The sequence below is a fragment of the Clostridium saccharoperbutylacetonicum N1-4(HMT) genome (assembly GCF_000340885.1).
Classification (GTDB): domain Bacteria; phylum Bacillota; class Clostridia; order Clostridiales; family Clostridiaceae; genus Clostridium; species Clostridium saccharoperbutylacetonicum.
Map to the genome: position 1 here is coordinate 2,114,516 of NC_020291.1, position 19,129 is coordinate 2,133,644.

At 28.7% G+C, this 19,129-nt stretch carries 19 protein-coding genes; 16 read left to right on the forward strand and 3 right to left on the reverse strand.

What is annotated here, in order from left to right; all coding sequences use genetic code 11:
• Positions 1 to 11: 11 nt before the first annotated feature.
• From CSPA_RS09345 to hcp, 8 genes are all read left to right on the forward strand, one after another.
• Positions 12 to 1,457 (forward strand): sensor histidine kinase, encoded by a 1,446-nt coding sequence (locus CSPA_RS09345; RefSeq protein WP_015392004.1) that lies wholly within the window; start codon positions 12 to 14, stop codon positions 1,455 to 1,457.
• A 131-nt stretch (positions 1,458 to 1,588) separates the two neighbouring features.
• Positions 1,589 to 2,278, forward strand: coding sequence for a response regulator transcription factor (locus CSPA_RS09350; protein WP_015392005.1), 690 nt, complete (start codon positions 1,589 to 1,591; stop codon positions 2,276 to 2,278).
• A gap of 495 nt (positions 2,279 to 2,773) precedes the next feature.
• Positions 2,774 to 3,391 carry a TVP38/TMEM64 family protein gene (locus CSPA_RS09355; protein ID WP_015392006.1) on the forward strand — a complete coding sequence of 206 codons (618 nt, stop codon included), beginning with the start codon at positions 2,774 to 2,776 and terminating at the stop codon, positions 3,389 to 3,391.
• On the forward strand, positions 3,388 to 4,380 hold the full coding sequence (locus tag CSPA_RS09360) for an LTA glycolipid anchor biosynthesis glycosyltransferase, IagA/BgsA family (RefSeq protein WP_015392007.1): 993 nt from the start codon (positions 3,388 to 3,390) through the stop codon (positions 4,378 to 4,380). The genes CSPA_RS09355 and CSPA_RS09360 overlap by 4 nt, the downstream gene beginning before the upstream one ends.
• Positions 4,381 to 4,419: 39 nt before the next feature.
• Positions 4,420 to 4,845, forward strand: coding sequence for a hypothetical protein (locus CSPA_RS09365; protein WP_015392008.1), 426 nt, complete (start codon positions 4,420 to 4,422; stop codon positions 4,843 to 4,845).
• Between the two features lie 161 nt (positions 4,846 to 5,006).
• Entirely contained in the window at positions 5,007 to 5,564 is a 558-nt protein-coding gene (locus tag CSPA_RS09370; protein ID WP_015392009.1) for a phosphatase PAP2 family protein, read from the forward strand.
• Between the two features lie 295 nt (positions 5,565 to 5,859).
• On the forward strand, positions 5,860 to 6,690 hold the full coding sequence (locus CSPA_RS09375; protein ID WP_015392010.1) for an ABC transporter substrate-binding protein: 831 nt from the start codon (positions 5,860 to 5,862) through the stop codon (positions 6,688 to 6,690).
• Between the two features lie 262 nt (positions 6,691 to 6,952).
• Complete coding sequence (gene hcp, locus CSPA_RS09380; protein WP_017810732.1) at positions 6,953 to 8,608, forward strand: hydroxylamine reductase; 1,656 nt, start codon at positions 6,953 to 6,955, stop codon at positions 8,606 to 8,608.
• 205 nt (positions 8,609 to 8,813) lie between these two features.
• Here the strand turns inward: hcp and pgaD are convergent, their stop codons facing one another.
• Complete coding sequence (gene pgaD, locus CSPA_RS09385) at positions 8,814 to 9,242, reverse strand: poly-beta-1,6-N-acetyl-D-glucosamine biosynthesis protein PgaD (protein WP_015392012.1); 429 nt, start codon at positions 9,240 to 9,242, stop codon at positions 8,814 to 8,816.
• A gap of 2 nt (positions 9,243 to 9,244) precedes the next feature.
• A complete protein-coding gene (gene pgaC / locus CSPA_RS09390; RefSeq protein ID WP_015392013.1) occupies positions 9,245 to 10,468 on the reverse strand; it encodes a poly-beta-1,6-N-acetyl-D-glucosamine synthase in 1,224 nt (407 codons plus the stop codon).
• 789 nt (positions 10,469 to 11,257) lie between these two features.
• Here pgaC and CSPA_RS09395 point away from each other — a divergent pair.
• The 4 genes from CSPA_RS09395 to CSPA_RS30515 all read left to right on the forward strand — a co-directional run bounded on the left by CSPA_RS09395 (position 11,258) and on the right by CSPA_RS30515 (position 14,116).
• Entirely contained in the window at positions 11,258 to 11,884 is a 627-nt protein-coding gene (locus CSPA_RS09395; RefSeq protein WP_015392014.1) for a hypothetical protein, read from the forward strand.
• A 201-nt stretch (positions 11,885 to 12,085) separates the two neighbouring features.
• On the forward strand, positions 12,086 to 12,472 hold the full coding sequence (locus tag CSPA_RS09400) for a VOC family protein (protein WP_015392015.1): 387 nt from the start codon (positions 12,086 to 12,088) through the stop codon (positions 12,470 to 12,472).
• Positions 12,473 to 12,869: 397 nt separating this feature from the next.
• Entirely contained in the window at positions 12,870 to 13,754 is an 885-nt protein-coding gene (locus CSPA_RS09405) for an Ig-like domain-containing protein (RefSeq protein WP_017810731.1), read from the forward strand.
• 86 nt (positions 13,755 to 13,840) lie between these two features.
• On the forward strand, positions 13,841 to 14,116 hold the full coding sequence (locus CSPA_RS30515; RefSeq protein WP_017810730.1) for a DUF11 domain-containing protein: 276 nt from the start codon (positions 13,841 to 13,843) through the stop codon (positions 14,114 to 14,116).
• A gap of 566 nt (positions 14,117 to 14,682) precedes the next feature.
• On the opposite strand, the gene CSPA_RS09415 is transcribed toward CSPA_RS30515, so the two are convergent.
• Entirely contained in the window at positions 14,683 to 15,099 is a 417-nt protein-coding gene (locus CSPA_RS09415; RefSeq protein WP_015392016.1) for a recombinase family protein, read from the reverse strand.
• A gap of 365 nt (positions 15,100 to 15,464) precedes the next feature.
• Between CSPA_RS09415 and CSPA_RS09420 the strand changes: the two genes are divergently transcribed.
• Genes CSPA_RS09420 through CSPA_RS09435 form a run of 4 tightly spaced genes read left to right on the forward strand, consistent with a single transcriptional unit; the run spans position 15,465 to position 19,114 of the window.
• On the forward strand, positions 15,465 to 16,688 hold the full coding sequence (locus tag CSPA_RS09420) for an MFS transporter (protein WP_015392017.1): 1,224 nt from the start codon (positions 15,465 to 15,467) through the stop codon (positions 16,686 to 16,688).
• A gap of 33 nt (positions 16,689 to 16,721) precedes the next feature.
• The gene (locus CSPA_RS09425; RefSeq protein WP_015392018.1) at positions 16,722 to 17,621 is read left to right on the forward strand and encodes an HpcH/HpaI aldolase/citrate lyase family protein; all 900 of its coding nucleotides are present in this window, start codon (positions 16,722 to 16,724) and stop codon (positions 17,619 to 17,621) included.
• The gene (locus CSPA_RS09430) at positions 17,608 to 18,753 is read left to right on the forward strand and encodes a hypothetical protein (protein ID WP_015392019.1); all 1,146 of its coding nucleotides are present in this window, start codon (positions 17,608 to 17,610) and stop codon (positions 18,751 to 18,753) included. The genes CSPA_RS09425 and CSPA_RS09430 overlap by 14 nt, the downstream gene beginning before the upstream one ends.
• A gap of 4 nt (positions 18,754 to 18,757) precedes the next feature.
• On the forward strand, positions 18,758 to 19,114 hold the full coding sequence (locus CSPA_RS09435; RefSeq protein WP_015392020.1) for a triphosphoribosyl-dephospho-CoA synthase: 357 nt from the start codon (positions 18,758 to 18,760) through the stop codon (positions 19,112 to 19,114).
• The last annotated feature ends 15 nt before the right edge of the window (positions 19,115 to 19,129 follow it).

A 19,129-nucleotide genomic window follows, 5' to 3' on the forward strand; every position in this document is an offset into this window, starting at 1 on the left:
AGGCGAAGCTAGTGACTATAAAGAAACGTTTATTTATATCAAATCTTTTAATGATTGCTATACCTGCAATCTTAGGCCTTATAATGGTAGGTGGTACAATATTTGGAGTTATGGAAATAATGGGAGAGCATGATCCAAATGAAAAATTCTTTTATGAATCTATGGATAAAATCAATAAACTTACAAATAAATGGTCTGAAAATATGAATTTTGATAAAATGAAAGAAGATATAGATAAATTTAATGATAAGAATAAAGATAGGAATATTTCTTTGAGAGTTTATGAGGGACAGAATCTGGTATATCCTTTATCAAACGCTGAAGACACCTCTATCTTAGATACTGCCTTAGCTAAAAATGATAATCATATGCTTATTATGGATAATGTAGCAATTTATAAGGAAACAGTAGGTAAATATAACGTAGTCATAGAAGACACCGACTTTACTCATTATAATAAGGAAAATAGCAAGGTTTATGATAGGGTAATATATACTTTGGGAATAGTAATGCTTTTTTTAGTTATTGCTATAATATTGTTTACTAATAGATTTTTAACTAGTTTTGTATTTAAACGAATTATTACACCATTAGAAACTTTAGTATATGGTGTGCATCAAATTCGAGATGGTAATTTGAATTATTATATTGATTACAATGAAAACGATGAATTTCAAGAAATATGTTCTGATTTTAATGAAATGGCCAAGCGGCTTTTAGATTCTGTAAAGGCTAGACAAAAAGATGAAGCTAACCGTAAAGAATTAATTGCTGGAATTTCTCATGATTTACGAACACCTTTGACATCGATAAAAGCATATGTGGAAGGCTTAGAAACAGGTGTGGCGTCTACTCCAGAAAGTCAAAAACGCTATTTGGAGACAATAAAGAATAAAACTAATGATTTAGAGCATATTGTAAGTCAATTGTTTTTATTTTCTAAGTTAGATATTGGTGAATTTCCTTTGTATTTGGAAAAAGTTAATATTGGAAAAGAACTTTTAAGTATTGCAATTAATCTATTTGAAGAATACAAGGAAAAGGGATTAATCATTACAATGATGGAAAATGTAAAGGATGTTTATATTGAAGCAGATATTGTACAGTTACGTAATGCTGTAGTCAATATTTTAGAAAATAGTGTTAAATACAAAAATAAGGAACAAGGTCGAATGAAAATAAGCTGTAAAGAGAAGGATAACTACGTAGAAATTAAATTAGAAGATAATGGCCCAGGTGTTAGTGAAGAAGCACTTGAGAAGCTATTTGATGTTTTTTATAGAACAGATCCATCTCGAAGTAATCCAAGTAAAGGCAGTGGATTAGGCCTTTCTATAACAGCAAAAATTCTAGAGCAGTTAGGTGGAGCAATAAAAGCTGAAAATGTTGCAGAAGGTGGTCTTGCTATTATAATGACACTACCGAAATATATAAATAATAAGTCTAAGAACAATTGAAAATAGTTCTAACGTCAAGGGGAAATATGGAAGGCAAAATAATTGATGATTGTTTTTGGATTAAATACAATACAGGAGAGAAAATAACTAGTAATTATTTTGTTATCTGAAGAAGTGTAGGGGGAATAGTATTGAAAAAAATTCTAATTATTGAAGATGATAACTCAATTGCTGAAATTGAAAGAGATTTTTTAGAGATAAGTGGATTTGAAACTTTTATTGTGGCTGATGGAATAGAAGGATTAAAGCATGCTTCTTCTGGAGAATACGATTTAATACTTTTAGATTTAATGCTGCCAAATATAGATGGGTATGAAATTTGTAAAAGAATACGCGGAACAATTGATATCCCAATAATAATGGTTACAGCTAGAATAGAAGATATAGATAAAATAAGAGGTTTGGGTTTAGGAGCAGATGATTATATTTCTAAGCCTTTTTCTCCTACAGAGCTTGTTGCAAGGGTAAAAGCTAATTTAGCACAATATGAGCGATTAACAACTGGCAATTCAGAGAAAAATGAAGAGCTAAAAGCTGGTAATGTTACTATTAATTCAAAGGCTCATCGTGTTTATGTAGATGGAGAAGAAATTGAATTTAAAAACAAAGAATATGAACTATTATTATTCTTAGTTACAAATGCTGATATTGTTTTTAATAAAGAAATATTATATGAGAAGATTTGGGGAATGGATGCATATGGAGATATTAAAACTGTTGCAGTTCATATCAATAGACTAAGAGATAAAATAGAAAAAGATCCATCTAATCCTGTACATATCCAAACTGTGTGGGGAGCTGGGTATAGATTTAAAGTTTAATTAAAATATGGTATAGATATCCAAAGCAAGAATTAGACATATGCGAAACTTATCGAAATCCAATACATTTGTCTTCCACAGGACTAGTGAAATTTTCGCTGGAAGGTTCTAAGTGGAAGGTTGCACTCATTTCTGCATGTTCCTAAAGTAAATTTATGACAAGCAGAAAATGAAACAACCTTCCACTAATAACCATCATCAGCTCAATTTCACATGCCTGCTTCCAGAAAAATGTATCGGATTTCTAGTGTAGTGTTAGGATTATAATTTCTCAATAATGTATGTATATTCCATTTATAAGTTTGATTATTAATTAAATTTATAAGTGTAGGCAATAATCTTTTAATAGATTAAAGCTTGCACTTATTTTTTTGTTTAGCAAATAGTTTAACTTTAGTTTAACTTTTAAGTATTTTGAGTTTAACATTCACTGATATTATTTAATTAAGATAAAAATGGTAAAAAGAATGAATTTAGCAAGAGGGTGGGAGTGAAATGGAATATATACAGCGTACAAAATGGAACATTTTAATTAATGGTTCAGCATTAATTGGTATAATCTTAACAATTACATTTTTTGTATATGGTATTCAGATGAATTTATTTACATCTCAAGCAGCACTACAAACATTTTTACAGCCCTTTGGTTGGTTTGCACCAATAATATTTATAATATTTCAGGCTGTACAGGTGGTATTACCTATATCTCCAGGAGCTATAGGATGTGTTGGAGGCGTTTTGATATTTGGGTCAATTCAAGGGTTTATTTATAATTATATTGGTATTTGTATTGGTTCAATTGTAGCATTTTTGCTCGCTAGGCATTATGGACTTAACTATGTTGTAAATATGTCGAATAAAAAAGTTTTCAATAAATATATTAGTTGGCTTAAAAAACCTAGCTTTGAACGTATATTTGCTATAGCGATATTTTTACCAGTAGCACCTGATGACTTTCTTTGTTACATTGCAGGGCTTAGCAAAATGAAATTCAAAAAATTTGTTATCATTATACTTTTAGGTAAACCTTTTGCAATTGCTATGTATAGTCTTATATTAAATATTATAGTTCAAAAATTATTACCTTTAATGCAAGGAGGAATTATACGATGAAAGTGTTTTTATATACTGGTCTTTTAAAACTTGTAGAGAAAAGTGGAATAGGAAGAGCTATACATCATCAGCAAAAGGCATTAGAAGATAATAATATTTTATATACAACAAAATTTTATGATTCGTATAATATTGTCCAACTTAATACTATATTTCCAGATTCGATTTTTATTGCAATTTTATCAAAGATAAGAGGTAAAAAAATTATATATTATGGGCATTCCACTATGGAAGATTTTAAAAACTCCTTTAAAGGCTCAAACTTCATTGCCCCTATGTTTAAGCAATGGATTAAATTTTGCTACAGTCTTGGAGATATAATAATAACTCCAAGTGAATATTCTAAAAAAATATTAACAAGTTATAATCTTAAAAAACCTATTTTTGCTTTATCTAATGGAATTGATCTTTCATTTTTCTATAAAGACTTAGAAGGTGGAAAAAGATTTAGAGAAAAGTATGGTTTATCTGAGAAGGAAAAAATAATCATTTCAGTAGGTCACTACATGGAGCGCAAAGGCATAAGAGATTTTATAAAATTAGCAAAAAATATGCCGGAAATAACATTTATTTGGTTTGGATATACCAATCCTAGTCTTGTACCTCACTCTATACAAAATGAAATTGATACCGCCCCAGAGAATGTGAAATTCCCAGGCTATATATGCAGAGAGGAATTGCGTGATGCTTATAGTGGAAGTGATTTATTTTTGTTTTTAACATATGAGGAGACAGAAGGAATTGTATTACTAGAAGCTCTTGCAATGAAGACTCCAATTCTAATTAGAGATATTCCAATTTATAAAGAAATGTTTCTCGACGGAAAAGAAGTGTATAAAGGTAAGACTATTGGAGAGTTTAAGGAAAAAATTGAAAAGATACTTACAGGAAGACTGCCATTATTGCAAGATTCGGGTTACGAGTTAGTAAAGGAAAAAGATATCAGAAAAATAGGGATGCAATTGAAATCGATATATAAAAATTTATAGTTTAAAAAAATATTTGAAATTTGAAGGGAGAAGAGAATTATGAAAAATTTAAAAGATAAAATAATGGAGTTTTTAAGGAATGAAAAGGTAAAGAAATTTGGTAAAAGAGTTTTTAATAAAAAAACAGTTATAACAGCATTAATACTTTTGATTATAGTTGCAGCAGTAAAAATATCTTTTTTACTAATGTTTGAGATAAACGGAGTTGTTAAAAATATTGATGGTAAAAACATTACAGTAGCAAATCTTATAAGTACGAAAACAGTAGATGTAGGAAATTATCCAATTGAAGCCAAACAAATAAAGATTGGAGATAAAATAGAAATTACAAAAAATTTAAGTGGAGATATTTTAAATATAAGAGATAGAAATAGTGACCAAATGAATAGAGAAGATGGTTCAAGAGACAACAGAAAAGAAAAAGATAATAAAAATGAGAAAAATAATCATAGAGAGAAAAATTAAAATAGGTCCATAGTTCTTGATAAAGGTTAAAAGGAATGCATGTACCTTTTGCAAAAGATTACTAATGTGAAAGTACATGCATTTCTTATAATTTTACCATAGGTATTAGTAACTTAGATACTATGAGAGAATTAAAAACTTAAAGAAGGGATGAACAAAGGATGTCATTGTTACAAAATATAGATAATTCAATTTTAGAATTTATTAAAAATAATATGCATAGCTCAATTATGGATAAAATTATGATTATATGTACTTATTTAGGAAATGGAGGAGCAATATGGATTGCAATAGCTGCGTTATTGACAATTAGTAAAAAATATAGAAAAGTTGGTTTTCTAACATTAGGTGCTTTAGCACTAAGTGCAATTTTAGGTGAAGGAATATTAAAACATCTGATTCAACGAACACGACCATGTATAGATATACCTGCAATTGACATGTTGATTGCTAAGCCTTTATCTTATTCATTCCCATCTGGACATGCAGCTTCAGCATTTGCAGCAGTGACAGTATTATCTAAATATTTTAAGAAGTATAGAATAGTGCTTTTGGGGTTAGCATTATCAATTGCATTTTCAAGATTATATTTATATGTACATTACCCATCGGATGTAATAGCAGGTATCATTTTAGGGTTAATGTGTGGTAAAGCTTCAATGACTCTATTACAATTTATAACAGGAAAAATAGATGACAGCGAACCAATAGCTTTTTAAAGTATACATAATTTTGCTAATAAAAATATATATTGCTGTGAAATGGTGATTTTTGAAATTGAGTAAAAATACATAGGATTTTATCATTTATTTTAATAATATTTATAGTATTTCATGTGGCGTTTACAAGAGTATTATTAATTCATAAATAGTAACGAAAAATCGAAGTATAAAGATTTAAAGGGAGTAACACACAACTTTAAAGTTTGGGTTGTTATCAAACGTGAATAATTTATATTTCAATCAGAAACAATAACTATAAAAATGTCTGGTATTTTAAAGGAGAGTTCTATTTATGAAAAAAAAATTCGCTTTAATTGTTGTTATAAATCTTATTGGAATAATAATTGGTTGCGGTGCAAGCACTGTGGAAGCTGCAATAGAAAAAGATAGGTTGCAAACAATAATAGAAAGAGGAGTAATAAATGTTGCTTCAGGATACGATGTTCCATTTTTTTATATGGATTCTAAAACAAATCAGATAAGCGGAATTGATGCTAATATCATAACTGAAATTGTAAAGCGACTTGGAATTAAAAAAACTGAAGTGAAGAAAGTACCATTTGAAATCTTATTAGAAAAATTAAATACTGATGATAGTATTGATATTGCAGCTAGCGGAATATATATAATTCCTGAACGTGAAAAGCTTGTGGTATTTACACAACCTTTGTATAAAGAAACAGAAGCTGTTATTGTTCCAAAATTTTCTGAAATTAATTTTATGAGCGATTTAAAAAATGCAGTAGTTGGAGTAGAAAAAGGAACAGCATTTGAAGAGTTGGCAAAAAAGTGGAAGGAAAATAACTTAATAAAGGATATAATGTTTTTTGAAAATTCATCTGAATTATTGAATGTTATAAATAACGGGAAAGTTGATGCAGGTATATCTGATTCCGTTGTTGTAAACTACTTATTATTAAAGAATAAAAACCTTTTATTAAGAACGCTAAAAGGTTATACTACTGAAATACCTGGAACTGTAGGAATAGCTGTTAGAAAAGATGATAAATCTTTATTAAATGCATTAAATAAAACAATTAGTGATATGAAAGCAGATGGTACATTGTATACGATTCTTGTAGATAATGGATTAGATAAAAGTAATATAATTGAAAATCGATGACATAAGTGTAAATTTAACATATGTTATAACTTTAATATTGGCGTGTTATGTGATTTGCATGTGGAATCTATATTCCTGGTATTGGGTAGTATATTTTAGATTAGGGATTATAAAGAAAAAGCAACATTTATATAGTGAAATTTTTATACACTTTTTAAATTAATATTTTTTAAAAAAATTTAAAAATTGCTTAAGCTATAAAAGAATAGTATCTAATATTATGAAGACAATAAAATAGACTAATATTTAAGGAGTGATATTTATGGAGGAAAATCCTATGTTTTGTTATCAGTGTGAACAAACAGCTGGAGGAAAGGGGTGCACAAAGAGTGGTGTATGCGGAAAAACGCCAGAAATCGCAAATTTACAAGACTTAATAATATATCAATTAAAAGGAATTTCTTGCTATGCAAAGCCTTTAATTGAACAGGGTAAAACTATAGACAAAGGAATAGTTAAATTTGTTGAGAATGGTTTATTTACAACATTAACAAATGTAAACTTTGATGCTGAAGTTCATATAAGATTATTAAAGGAATCACAAAAAATAAAAGAATATTTAAGAGATCAAGCACCAGAAGGACAATATCCAGATGCAGCAACATATAATTTAAGTGACTCAAAGGAAGAGATGTTAAAGGATTCAGTAAAAGCAGGGATAATGTATGATCAGAATCTAGATGCAGATATTCGTTCCTTAAGATCAACTATACTATATGGATTAAAAGGTGTAAGTGCTTATGGGCATCAAGCAAGGTTTATTGGTTACAATAATGACCAAGTAGATAATATTTATTTCTTAGGATTAGAAGCTACTACAAATGATAAGTTAAGCTTGGATGATATGATACGTATGACAATGAGAGTAGGAGATATGAGCGTGCAAGTAATGCAACTTTTAGATGAAGCTAATACTAGTAGATACAAAAATCCTTCACCTCATAAGGTAAATGTAAATATTAAAAAAGGCCCATTTATTATAGTATCTGGTCATGACTTGAGAGATTTAGAAATGCTTTTGGAACAGACAGAAGGTAAAGAAATTAATATTTATACACATGGCGAAATGTTACCATCACATGGATATCCAGAACTAAAAAAATATAAACATCTAGTAGGCAACTTTGGTTCTGCATGGCAGAATCAACAAAAAGAATTTGATGGAATTCCGGGATGTATTTTAATGACTACTAACTGTTTAATGAGACCAAGAGAAACTTATAAGGATAGAATATTTTCAACAAGTGTTGTAGGCTGGGATGGGATAAAGCATATCGATGTTTTAGAAGATGGAACTAAGGATTTCAGTGAAATAATAAATAAAGCATTAGAATTAGGTGGTTTTAAAGAGGATGAAGAAGAAAAAGAAATACTAGTAGGCTTTGGACATCATGCAACATTATCTCATGCTGAAGCAATTGTTAATGCGGTTAAGGAAGGAAAGGTTAGACATTTCTTCTTAATTGGTGGGTGTGATGGTGCAAGGCCAGGAAGAAATTATTATACTGAATTTGCTCAAAAGGTTCCAGAAGATTGTGTTATCCTCACACTGGCATGTGGAAAATATAGATTTAATAAATTAGACTTTGGAGAAGTTGCTGGACTTCCAAGATTATTAGATGTAGGTCAATGTAATGATGCATATTCAGCAGTTAGAATTGCAACAGCACTTGCAGATGCTTTTAATACAGATGTTAATGGATTGCCATTATCAATAATTCTTTCATGGTATGAGCAAAAAGCAGTTGCTGACCTTTTAGCATTACTTTCATTAGGTGTAAAAGGAATTTACCTTGGACCATCACTTCCAGCATTTATAAGTCCTAATGTATTACAATATTTAGTGGATACATTTAATATAACACCTATAAGTGAACCGGATGATGATTTGAAAACTTGCTTACAACAAGGTGTGTAAAATATAGAAAAATACATTAACAATATTAATTAAAGTATGATAAACTATTTAAAAGAATCTAATTGATGAAGGTTATATTATCAATTAGATTTTTTTGTATTATTATAAACGTACATCTATGTATTTATATAATAGTTGTATTTTTATAGTAATAGCTGTCATTAACCACAGTATTAAAACTTAAAAATAAATACTTTTACATATTTTATACTATAGTCTTTTCTAAAATGATAATTTTATCATTTTGCATTTTTTTCACGAGAAGGGATGGTAAGTTGAAATAAATCTCAATTTCTTCTTGTGTTACATCTTTAGGAAACTTACGTCGTCTTAAATGTGCATATCTTTTATAGTTATATCTTCCCCAAAAATACATTAATATAAAGCAACTACCTGCAATAACAATGGTGATTATAAAAATATGTATTATTGCACTTACATCATCTAAGGAAGATAACTTGTTATAAAAATTAGATAAATTTAATGACCATAATACTGTATATAATAATGAAAATAATACAATAGATAATAAAGTTTGAATTATATAATACAGCATGACAAGCCATCCAATTGTAGTTATTAATATTTCTAATATTCTAATGCTCTTTTTTTGCAATCCATCAATTATATTCATGTTTAAATACCCCTATCAGGACTATTCCATGTTGCAAATTTTTTTTTGTTTCCAAATAATGCTTTTGGAATAGCTCTTAATATAACTACGGCACTAAAGTACCAAAAAAAAGTTGGATACCAAATTGCCCATAAATAATATTTTAATAATTCATCATCATATCGTTTATCTAATGACATTGCTACAATGAATTGAATTAAGCAGATAAAAGATAGATATTGACCTTGCCAAAAGATAATGGAAAAGGTTTGGGTTCCAATAGCGAGTTGTACAGTCAGTATTATAAACAATATAAACCATGTTATTGACCAAAATATGCTTAATATTTGTTCTATGTATACAGGCATCAAACGCCTATATTTCCAACTTAAAAATATGTTCCAGTGGCGCATTATGACTTCAATGCCACCTTGAGCCCATCTTACTCTTTGATTCCATAAACCAACAAGTGTTTCAGGCACCAACATCCAGCAAAGAGCTTTGGGCTCATATCTAATATCCCAAAAACGTTTTTGAAGTTTCCACGTTACTCCTATATCTTCTGTAATTAAGTCTCTGTCCCATAATCCACAATCTATTAAGGCCCTTTTTCTATACACTACAACAACGCCTGAAACAGTCATTACTTTTCCAAGTAATCTTTGTGTTCTTTTAATCAGGCTGATAATACTTGAGGATTCACATAGCTGTATTTTAGCTAATAAAGAACTACGGTTGCGGACTCTAGGATTTCCGGTTACAGCACCAACTCTTTCACCATAGTTTGGAGTAATGAAATGAGGTATCATATAATTTAAAGCTTCACAATCAAGATACGCATCTGCATCTATTCCAGCCAAAAACTCTCCTTTTGATGCAATTAAGCCTAGGTATAGCGCATTTGCCTTACCTGCATTAGTTTTAAGCTGAATAACTCTTAATTTTTCATATTCTGCCGATAGGGTGTTTAATATTTTTTCAGTTTTATCTTTACTACCATCATTAATAGCTATGATTTCATAGTTAGGATAGTTTAGATTATTAAGACGTTTAATTGTATCTTCTATAGTATTTTCTTCATTATGACATGGTATTAAAATTGATACCATGGGACTCTCAGTTAAGGGTAATGTGGGCTTTTTCTCTCTTCTGTAATAAAATAGAACACCACCAATTATCCAAATTGTACTCATTATAAGTGGATACCAAAATACAAATGATGATGCATATGTTATTAATTTATTCATAAAAACTCCTTGAAAACTAATATAGAATTCCTTGATATTCTTGTATAATGCATCTTGACAAATTATTTAAGAAAGAAATTAACTTAAACTAGATTATAATTATTATGTGGAGTATAAAGTAAAATATTCAAAGCATAATTTTGAAATTAAAATTGATAGATGGTATAGATACACAATGCAAGAATTAGACTTATGTGGTGACTTAGCGAAATTACATACATTTTTATTCCACAGGACTTATGAACTTTTCGCTGGAAGGTTCTAAATGGCAGCTTGTCGTCATTTCAGCGTGTTCCAGATGTAAAATCTGGACAAGCCATAAATGAAACAAGCCCCCATTAAGAACCTTCAACAGCTCAATTTCATATGCCTATTCCAAAAAATGTATATAATTCCTGGTTTAGTGATTTGATTAAGGCTTAACAAATTCATATTAATTTTCTATTTATAAGTTAAACTCTTAAATTATACATTTTCGAAATCTTTAAAGAGATTTCATACGTAAGTCATAACTCATAACTGATCCCAAGCCTGCTTCCAGAAAAATGTATCTGATTTCTAGTGTAGTGTTACGATTATAATTTCTCGATAATGCATACATATTCTATTTATAAGTTTGAGTATTAATTTGGATATCTATATAGTTGGCTATTAATAATAGTAAATAAATTATGAACTTTAAAAAGTTATTGCCAAGTAATTGTTGGAACATGCTATAATTGACTTATAATGGTAAGGAGTTTATTGTCATTATAAATTAAAAAATGTAATTAAATTGAAGGTGAAATAATGAATTTTTATGAAGAAAAATATATTTTAGGTAGTTGGAAATTTAATGATGGTAAAGGTGCTCTTAGTATTGAAAAGATAGGTGAGACATACAAGTGTGCTTGGAAGATAGACAAAGAAAATACTTGTTATGAGTATTTTGGAATTGGAATATTTGTTGATAATAAGTTACTTGTGTCAAGATATCAGAAGCAAGTTCCAATGGCTGGAATTGGCGTGTATAAGCAAATAGGTGATTTAAGGTCGAATTCAGCACTTTGGGCTTCAACACAAAATTTTGATATATTAGGTTCAGGAATTGCATTAAGGAAAGAAACAAGTGAAAGTTTTGAAGGCAATTATAGGGTTAGGTATTTTATAAAAGAATACGAATCTCCTATTTTTGATTTAAATATTATAAAAAAGGAACAAAGTGATAATTTATATGACCTTAATTGGGCTGTTAACAATGAAGTTAAATTACATGGAATTGGTACAATTGATAATGGACAAATGTATCTTGCTTATGGAGGAGTAGATTTTGAGTATGAAGTGGTTGTTTTAAGTAATGATAGTGCAAGGACATTGAATGGTAAATGTGCTTCGGTAAGCGGTTGTAATATTAATGAAGAAATTTATATTAGATAGTTGTAAAATATGGATTAAATGAAATTTAAATATATTTTAATCCAGCCTATTTATGGGGATTTTTTATTCAAGAAGAGAAAAATTATCAGATTCTCAATTACTTTAATTAAGTTATTTGCATTTTAAAATTGGATAATGTTGCGCTTGTAATATGTGTTATAATTTATGCATACTGGTAAATTAAGAAAGGGGAACTACATTATGAAAGCACAAATTAATCTTATTACGATTTGGACAAACGATATAGAGAAAATGAAAAATTTCTACAATCAAGTTCTTGGATTTAAAATTGAAAATGACCTTGGCAATTATGTTGAATTTGAAAATGCTGGAGTAAGATTTGCCATTTGTATGAGAGAAGTAATGCACGGATATAGTAACGAATATAGGAAAGAAGCATTTGGACAGGGATTTGAACTTGCTTTCCCATGTGAAAATCCTAAAGAGGTTGATGAATCCTTTAAAAAGTTAATCTCAAAAGGGGCAATATCTATTCATGAACCACAAGATATGCCTTGGAGTCAAAGAACAGCACTATTTGCCGACCCGGACGGAAATATTCATGAAATTTTTGCAGAAATTAAATAGCGTATAATCTTTAATTTGCTTTTAAATTACAACTATGAGCTAACAAAAAATACAGCTATATAAAAAACAAATCATCTTTTATCAATTATTTTTCTAGAAATGTCTACGTGGCAGAGTGCAGTTTAGAAATGTAGGCGTATTGTAATATTGCTTAGCACTAGGAAGAGAATATGTGATAAAAACATTGAGGACTTAAATAATAAAGTCCTTTTTTGTTATCTGTTTAAAGTAAAATAGTATAAATATGGATAATAATACATGTGAAAATTTACTAAAATTCTTAGATATAAAGGAATTTGTATTACGATTATTGTTGGATTTAATTGGTATTAGAATTAAAATAAATATAAGGAATGCGCATTCATTTATTATTGAAAAATAAGGGAGAGAATGATAAATGAAAAATTACTTTAAAAAGTTTAGTATAATTTTTATGATGGCTTTAGCTATTATCTGGATGAGTATTCTTCAGAATGGAAGCGTTGCTAATGCAGCTACAGACTATACAAGAGGAGTACAATATCTTAATCCTCTGGAAGGTTTTAACAGATTCGATGATAGCGATGGCAGAATCACATATTCTAGCAACTTTAAAGAAATTACCCAAGTAGAGCCAAGTACAAGTAATACTTCGGGTTTATACAACAAAAATAGAATGGATTTAGCTAATGGTGCAGGTAATGGTACCATTAAATTTTCTTTTTATGGAACTGATATAGCACTAATAGATTATATCGCTAATAATAGAACTCAAAATTGTACTATAAGCTTCGACGGTGGAAATACTAATGAAATATTTACATCGTATAGTAGTTCTTATAGTCCAACAAGTGCTATTCCACAAAGTGCTTTTTATGTAAAAAAGGGACTTGAGAATAAAAGACATGATGTAATAATTAACATTCCTGCATCTAGTACAACTTGGTTCTGTATCGATGCTATAGATATAAATGGTTATTTATTATACAATAATGAATCAATAACTTTAGATAAATCAGCAATTAATTTAACAATTTGTGATTCAGATAAAGTAACAGCAACAACAACTCCATCAGCAGTAGGAGTGACATGGAAATCAAGTGATCCATCAATAGCAACAATAGAAGTAGATCCTGCTAACGGAAAAATTGTAAAAATAAATGCACTTAAAGAAGGAACTTGTACAATAACAGCAACTACAGCAGATGGAAGCAATTTGAGTGCTCCATGTACTATAAATATAACTAAAAAAAGTGAACCAATACCAACACCAGACCCCAACCAACAGACACAGAGTATATAACTAATATTGCTCATGCCAAAGGTACCAATACTAATAACCCTGGTGGAGAGGTTACGATTATATTTCATGGATCAGCTGATACTACCTTGAGTGTAGTAAAGACAGCAGATGTAAAAGAGGTATGGATAGGAGATAATTTTACATATACTCTTGTAATAACTAATACTGGAACAAAGACAGCTAAAGCAGTAGTTGTAAATGATCCAGCACCTAATCATATTGATTTTAATGTTAGTGGAGTAACAACGACTCAAGGAAGTGTTGATTCAAGCTCAACCTCGAAAAATATTATAGTTAATGTTGGTGATATTCCACCTGCAGGAACAGTAACAATTAAGGTACCTGCAACTGTAATTCTTTAATTAAAAAAGTAATTCAATATTATAATACAAAAAAAGATTATAAGTACAGATATTTCTCGGTATCTAAAGATTATTGGGGATATAATATCATTCAGTAAAGATGATTTACAAAACAATGAAGTTATTAATATAAAGAAAACTGAAGAAACCGAAAAATTATTTTATGTACTAAATTCAAATAAATTAATTAAATCATATAGACAACGTGAAGAGTTTTATATTTTATTAATGGATTAAATGATGATTATTCAATTATATAAAAGTATTTTAAATAAAACTGTACGAGCTTAATCGAAGTTCACTATCTTAAATTAAGTTCGTGCAACTTTATTTATAGTTGTGAAGTTTTAATTAAAGAATAAATACTAGGTAAGTTTATGATTACAAAGAACATATGCTGTTTTATAATTGGCTAAGAATTGGGATTAAAGTGTAATATGGTTTAAAAGATATGAATGTGTCTATTAAATAAAATAAATAGTTTAGTTATGAAGCTAAAAGAAGGATAATTTTTTCTTTTGTCAAATATTAAAATTATTACATTCAATAAATTACAATATATGTATTTACAGAAGGTTTTTTGTTGTCTGATAAACGTTCGTTTTTGAGACAGTAATCATAAATTTACTCATATTATCATTTAATTTATACATATCTTCTAACATTGGTCTGTTTAGAACATATACTTTTACAACCTTATTAATAAGCTCTGCAAATTCTTTTCTACCTTGTATATAGTTTCTACCGAATCGTTCAATAGCTGAAACTATGATATTGTCTCCATTAACAGCTACTTGTTTCAAGAGTTGATATTGAGGCCTTTCAAAGTGCTTGCCGGTTTCCTTTTCCTCCATGATTATTATATCTTTATTATTTATTCTATTTCTTTTGCAGAAATCTTGAAGCTCAGAGCTATACATTTGTCTATCTGTCTTTTGCTTTCCCGTAGTTGATACTCTAACATAATAAAACCATCTATTCATAAAATACATCATTAAAATTTAATTACTTGATGAATATAGTATATAAAACATCTACGCAAAGTTAAATTCATTTTACGTAGATGTTTGTAAATAGTTTGTTATACTTTACACATGCAATTTTACAGGGTTTTTAACCGTAGAGATATATAGTTGGAATGAACTTTCAGTGGCAAATAATGTCTTGTTGGCGGATTCTACACGAATATTGGACATCCACTAGCTGAATAGTTTGATTTTCTATATGATGCTAGTTATTACAGTATAAACCATATATTGATTATATTTGGAAAAATGATATAATTTAATTTATTAAATCAGTACAATTTGAATTTAGTATATAAATCATGAAAGAGATGAGGGGAAAAATGACGAATATTATCGATAACATTAGTGAAAATATTTCAAAAAATAATTCATCTAGTAATAAAACTGAAAAAAGTGTGAATTTTAACATGTTGGTTTTAATGTTAGGGTTTGCAGGATTTGTTTCAGCCGCTGATAATTGGTTTGTTTCACCGGCCATTTCAGCAATTGCAACAGAATTTAGTATATCAATTTCTATGGCTGGTGTAGTATTAACATCATATATGATACCGTATGGATTTTTGCAACCATTTTATGGATTTTTTGGCGACTATTGGAGCAAGTATAGTGTGTTAAAGTATATTGTATGTGGTTTAGCTATTGGAACTTTAGGAAGTGCTTTTGCTAGTTCACTATTAGTATTATGTATTTTTCGTATAATCACAGGATTTTTTGCGGCTGGTATTGTTGCTGTATCATTGGCGTTAATAGGAGATACTGTTCCAGTATTAGATAGACAAATTTATGTTGGAAAATTTATGGGAATTGTTTTTTTAGGACAAGGTTTAAGTGCAGGCTTGGGTGGATTAATCACTAAATTCATTAGCTGGCGCGGAGCATTTGTCTTTTTTGCTATAGCAGCTACAATTTCAGCTATAATTTTATTGACAAAATCACCTAAGGATAAAAAAATTGTATCCAATGGAAAAGGGAATTTTTTTTATAAAGCTAAACGAACTATATGTTCTGCTAAAGGAAGAATTATTTTTCCCTTATCTCTAATAACAGGATTCTTATTACTGGGCGTATATTCGTATCTAGGAGCATTTCTAAATAAGATTATAGGATTGGATTATTTACAATGCGGTATAGTAATAATGTTTTATGGATTTTCTTGCTTAATAGGTGGAACAAAAGTTGGAAATTTAAGCAAAAAAATTGGAAAGAAAAACGTAATACTTTTAGGAGAATTTTTTGCTTTAATTGCAATTTTATTTTTGTATTTTCTTCATTATTGGCAATTTGCTATATTAGCTACAATTTTATTAGGATTAGGTTATATATCTATTCAATCTACTTTGGCCACACTGGCATTTGATATTACAGATGATAGTAAAGGACTTTCATCAGGCCTAATAGGTTTAGGACTTTTTGGAGGTGGTGGTTTAGGTAGTTTGTTTAGTGGGTGGTTACTTTTTATAGGAGGATATCAAGTTATTTGGCTCGTTTTTTTTAGTGTAATATTGTTATTTATTTGTATTACGCTAAAAATTAAATTATATTAAATAAAATTATCATATATAAAGAGGAGGAATTCGATGATAAAAAAAACTTTATGGGGGGCTCATTTATTTGTCCCAGGAAACAATGCAGGATTTTTATGCAAGCTACCAATAATAAATGTAAAAAATATAATTATTGACTTAGAATTTGCAACTAAAATGCCATTTAAAACGGATGGTAGATATTTAACACGTAATGCTATTTCATATATTAGATCAATCAGACCTGATATAAATATATGTGTTAGAGTAAATCTTTCTTCTGCAAGGGAACTTCAAGATGAAGATATAAAAACTGTTATTCAGGCTAAGCCAGATTCTATTAGAATACCATCTGTTAGCAATAAGTATGAAGTTGAATATGTAGATGAATTACTTACAAAATTTGAAAAAGAAAATAAAATGGAAATTGGAAGCATAAAATTACATCCCATGATTGAAAATCCACAAGGATTAAAACATATATCAGATATAATACAAGCAAGTAATCGTGTTGAAGCAATTGCATTGGGAGGTGAAGATTGGGCATATAATTGCGGCCTGCATAGAACTAAAGAAGGGCATGAGTTAGAGCTTATAAAATTTGAAATGGTAACTGTAGCCGCTGAATACAAAATTTTAGCTATTGATACAGTTTTTTCATTTTTAGATGATACAGCTGGATTAATTTCTGATTGTAAAAATAGTAGAATACTAGGATTTAGAGCTAGATCTACAATAAATCCAAGACAACTTGAAATTATAAATAATGCATATGCACCATTAAATGAAGAAATAGAGTGGGCAAAATCAACTTTAGACGATTTAACAGAAGTTAAATTTAATAATACAATAAATTACGTATCAAAAGGAGTTATAGTAGATCCACTGGCTATTTATCAAGCAAAAGATATACTAAATAATATTAATGAGGTGAATTTAAATGAAGTTAGTTAATGATAATATTAATTTATTAAAAAATAATTCTAAAATAAAAAAATTAGATATAAAATTAAGTTTAACGGAAATTAAAGAATGCATGTACAAGTACAAATCAGATTCTATGTGTAAAACAGATATAGAAATTAATGAATATGATGGTATTACTGTATTACTAAAAGGTAGTAGTGATGAAACAATAGAAACTGATTGGAAATATTTCAATGATATTGTTACTTACATAGTTAACAATAGAAAAGAGGATATAAAGAAAGATACATTTAAAAATGAATGTATTATTAATGAACGTGATAGAAATTATACAAGACCATATGAAATTTTAGCAAGTGATTATGTTAATCAATATTCTAATGGTAGATTATATATTACAGGACATGTTGCTTCTTTAATGGATAAATTAGATAAATGTATTCTTGAATTTGCAAAACAAGAAAATGCAATTGAATTTTATTCAGAGCCATTATGGTATGAAGATGAACTTGAAAAGTTTGGGTATAGCAAAGATAATGAAAATTTATTTAAAATAAATAAATTTGATGATAGGTCTGATATATATTGGCAAAATGCTGTATGTGATAATATTTGGGAATCCTTAGAAAATAAAACGATTGATAAATTTACGGTTTACAGTTCATTAGGAGTATGCAGTAGAACTGAAAGAAATCAAACATATTTTTTTGAACGAATGAATGTATTTCATATGAGAGAAATAGTAGCTGTTGGAGAAAAAGAAAATGTAATTAAATTTCGTGAACGTGCTATTCAATTTGTAATTGAACTTAGTCAAAAATTAAAATTGAATTTTTCATTAGAAGAAGCTAGTGATCCATTTTTTATTGAAGATACGAACACATTGAAAGACACTAATTCCAAATTAGAACTACCAGAAGTTGTAAAAGTTGAATTTAGACCACATTTATATGATAATAAGTCACTTGCATGCGCTAGCTTTAATGTTCATGGAAACTTTTTTGTAAAAAAATTCAATTACATGAGTAAAAACAATGATGAGAATTTATGGACTAGTTGTATTGCTTTTGGATTGGAAAGATGGTGTTGGGCTATCCTTGTTCAATTTGGAACAGATGTAAATAAGTGGCCTGAGCATCTAAAAAGCTTAATATTTTAATTAAGTGGAAAATGTTAATATATTTACTCAAGAAAAATACGAAAAAGTAGATTATAATTTTGGAGATGATATCAATAATTTATTATTGAATAAGTTTATTACTAAACTTTGTTTTGATGCAATAGTAAAAGAACCATGTATATGGCCAAGTTTTGGATTAGTTACTTTTAACAGTTCTGGTTTTCATAATGATATGGATTATCATCTATTGGTAAAGAGCGGTAAAAGTATTGTTCCATATTTTTATTTGTGTTTTGAAATAGGATGCAATAGTTCATATAGTAAGGGAATAATTATTGTTAATGAACTAGAAATATTAATGAAAAAAATAAATGGAGTGCAGCTGCATCTGGAGATTTGATAATAGTATTATTGG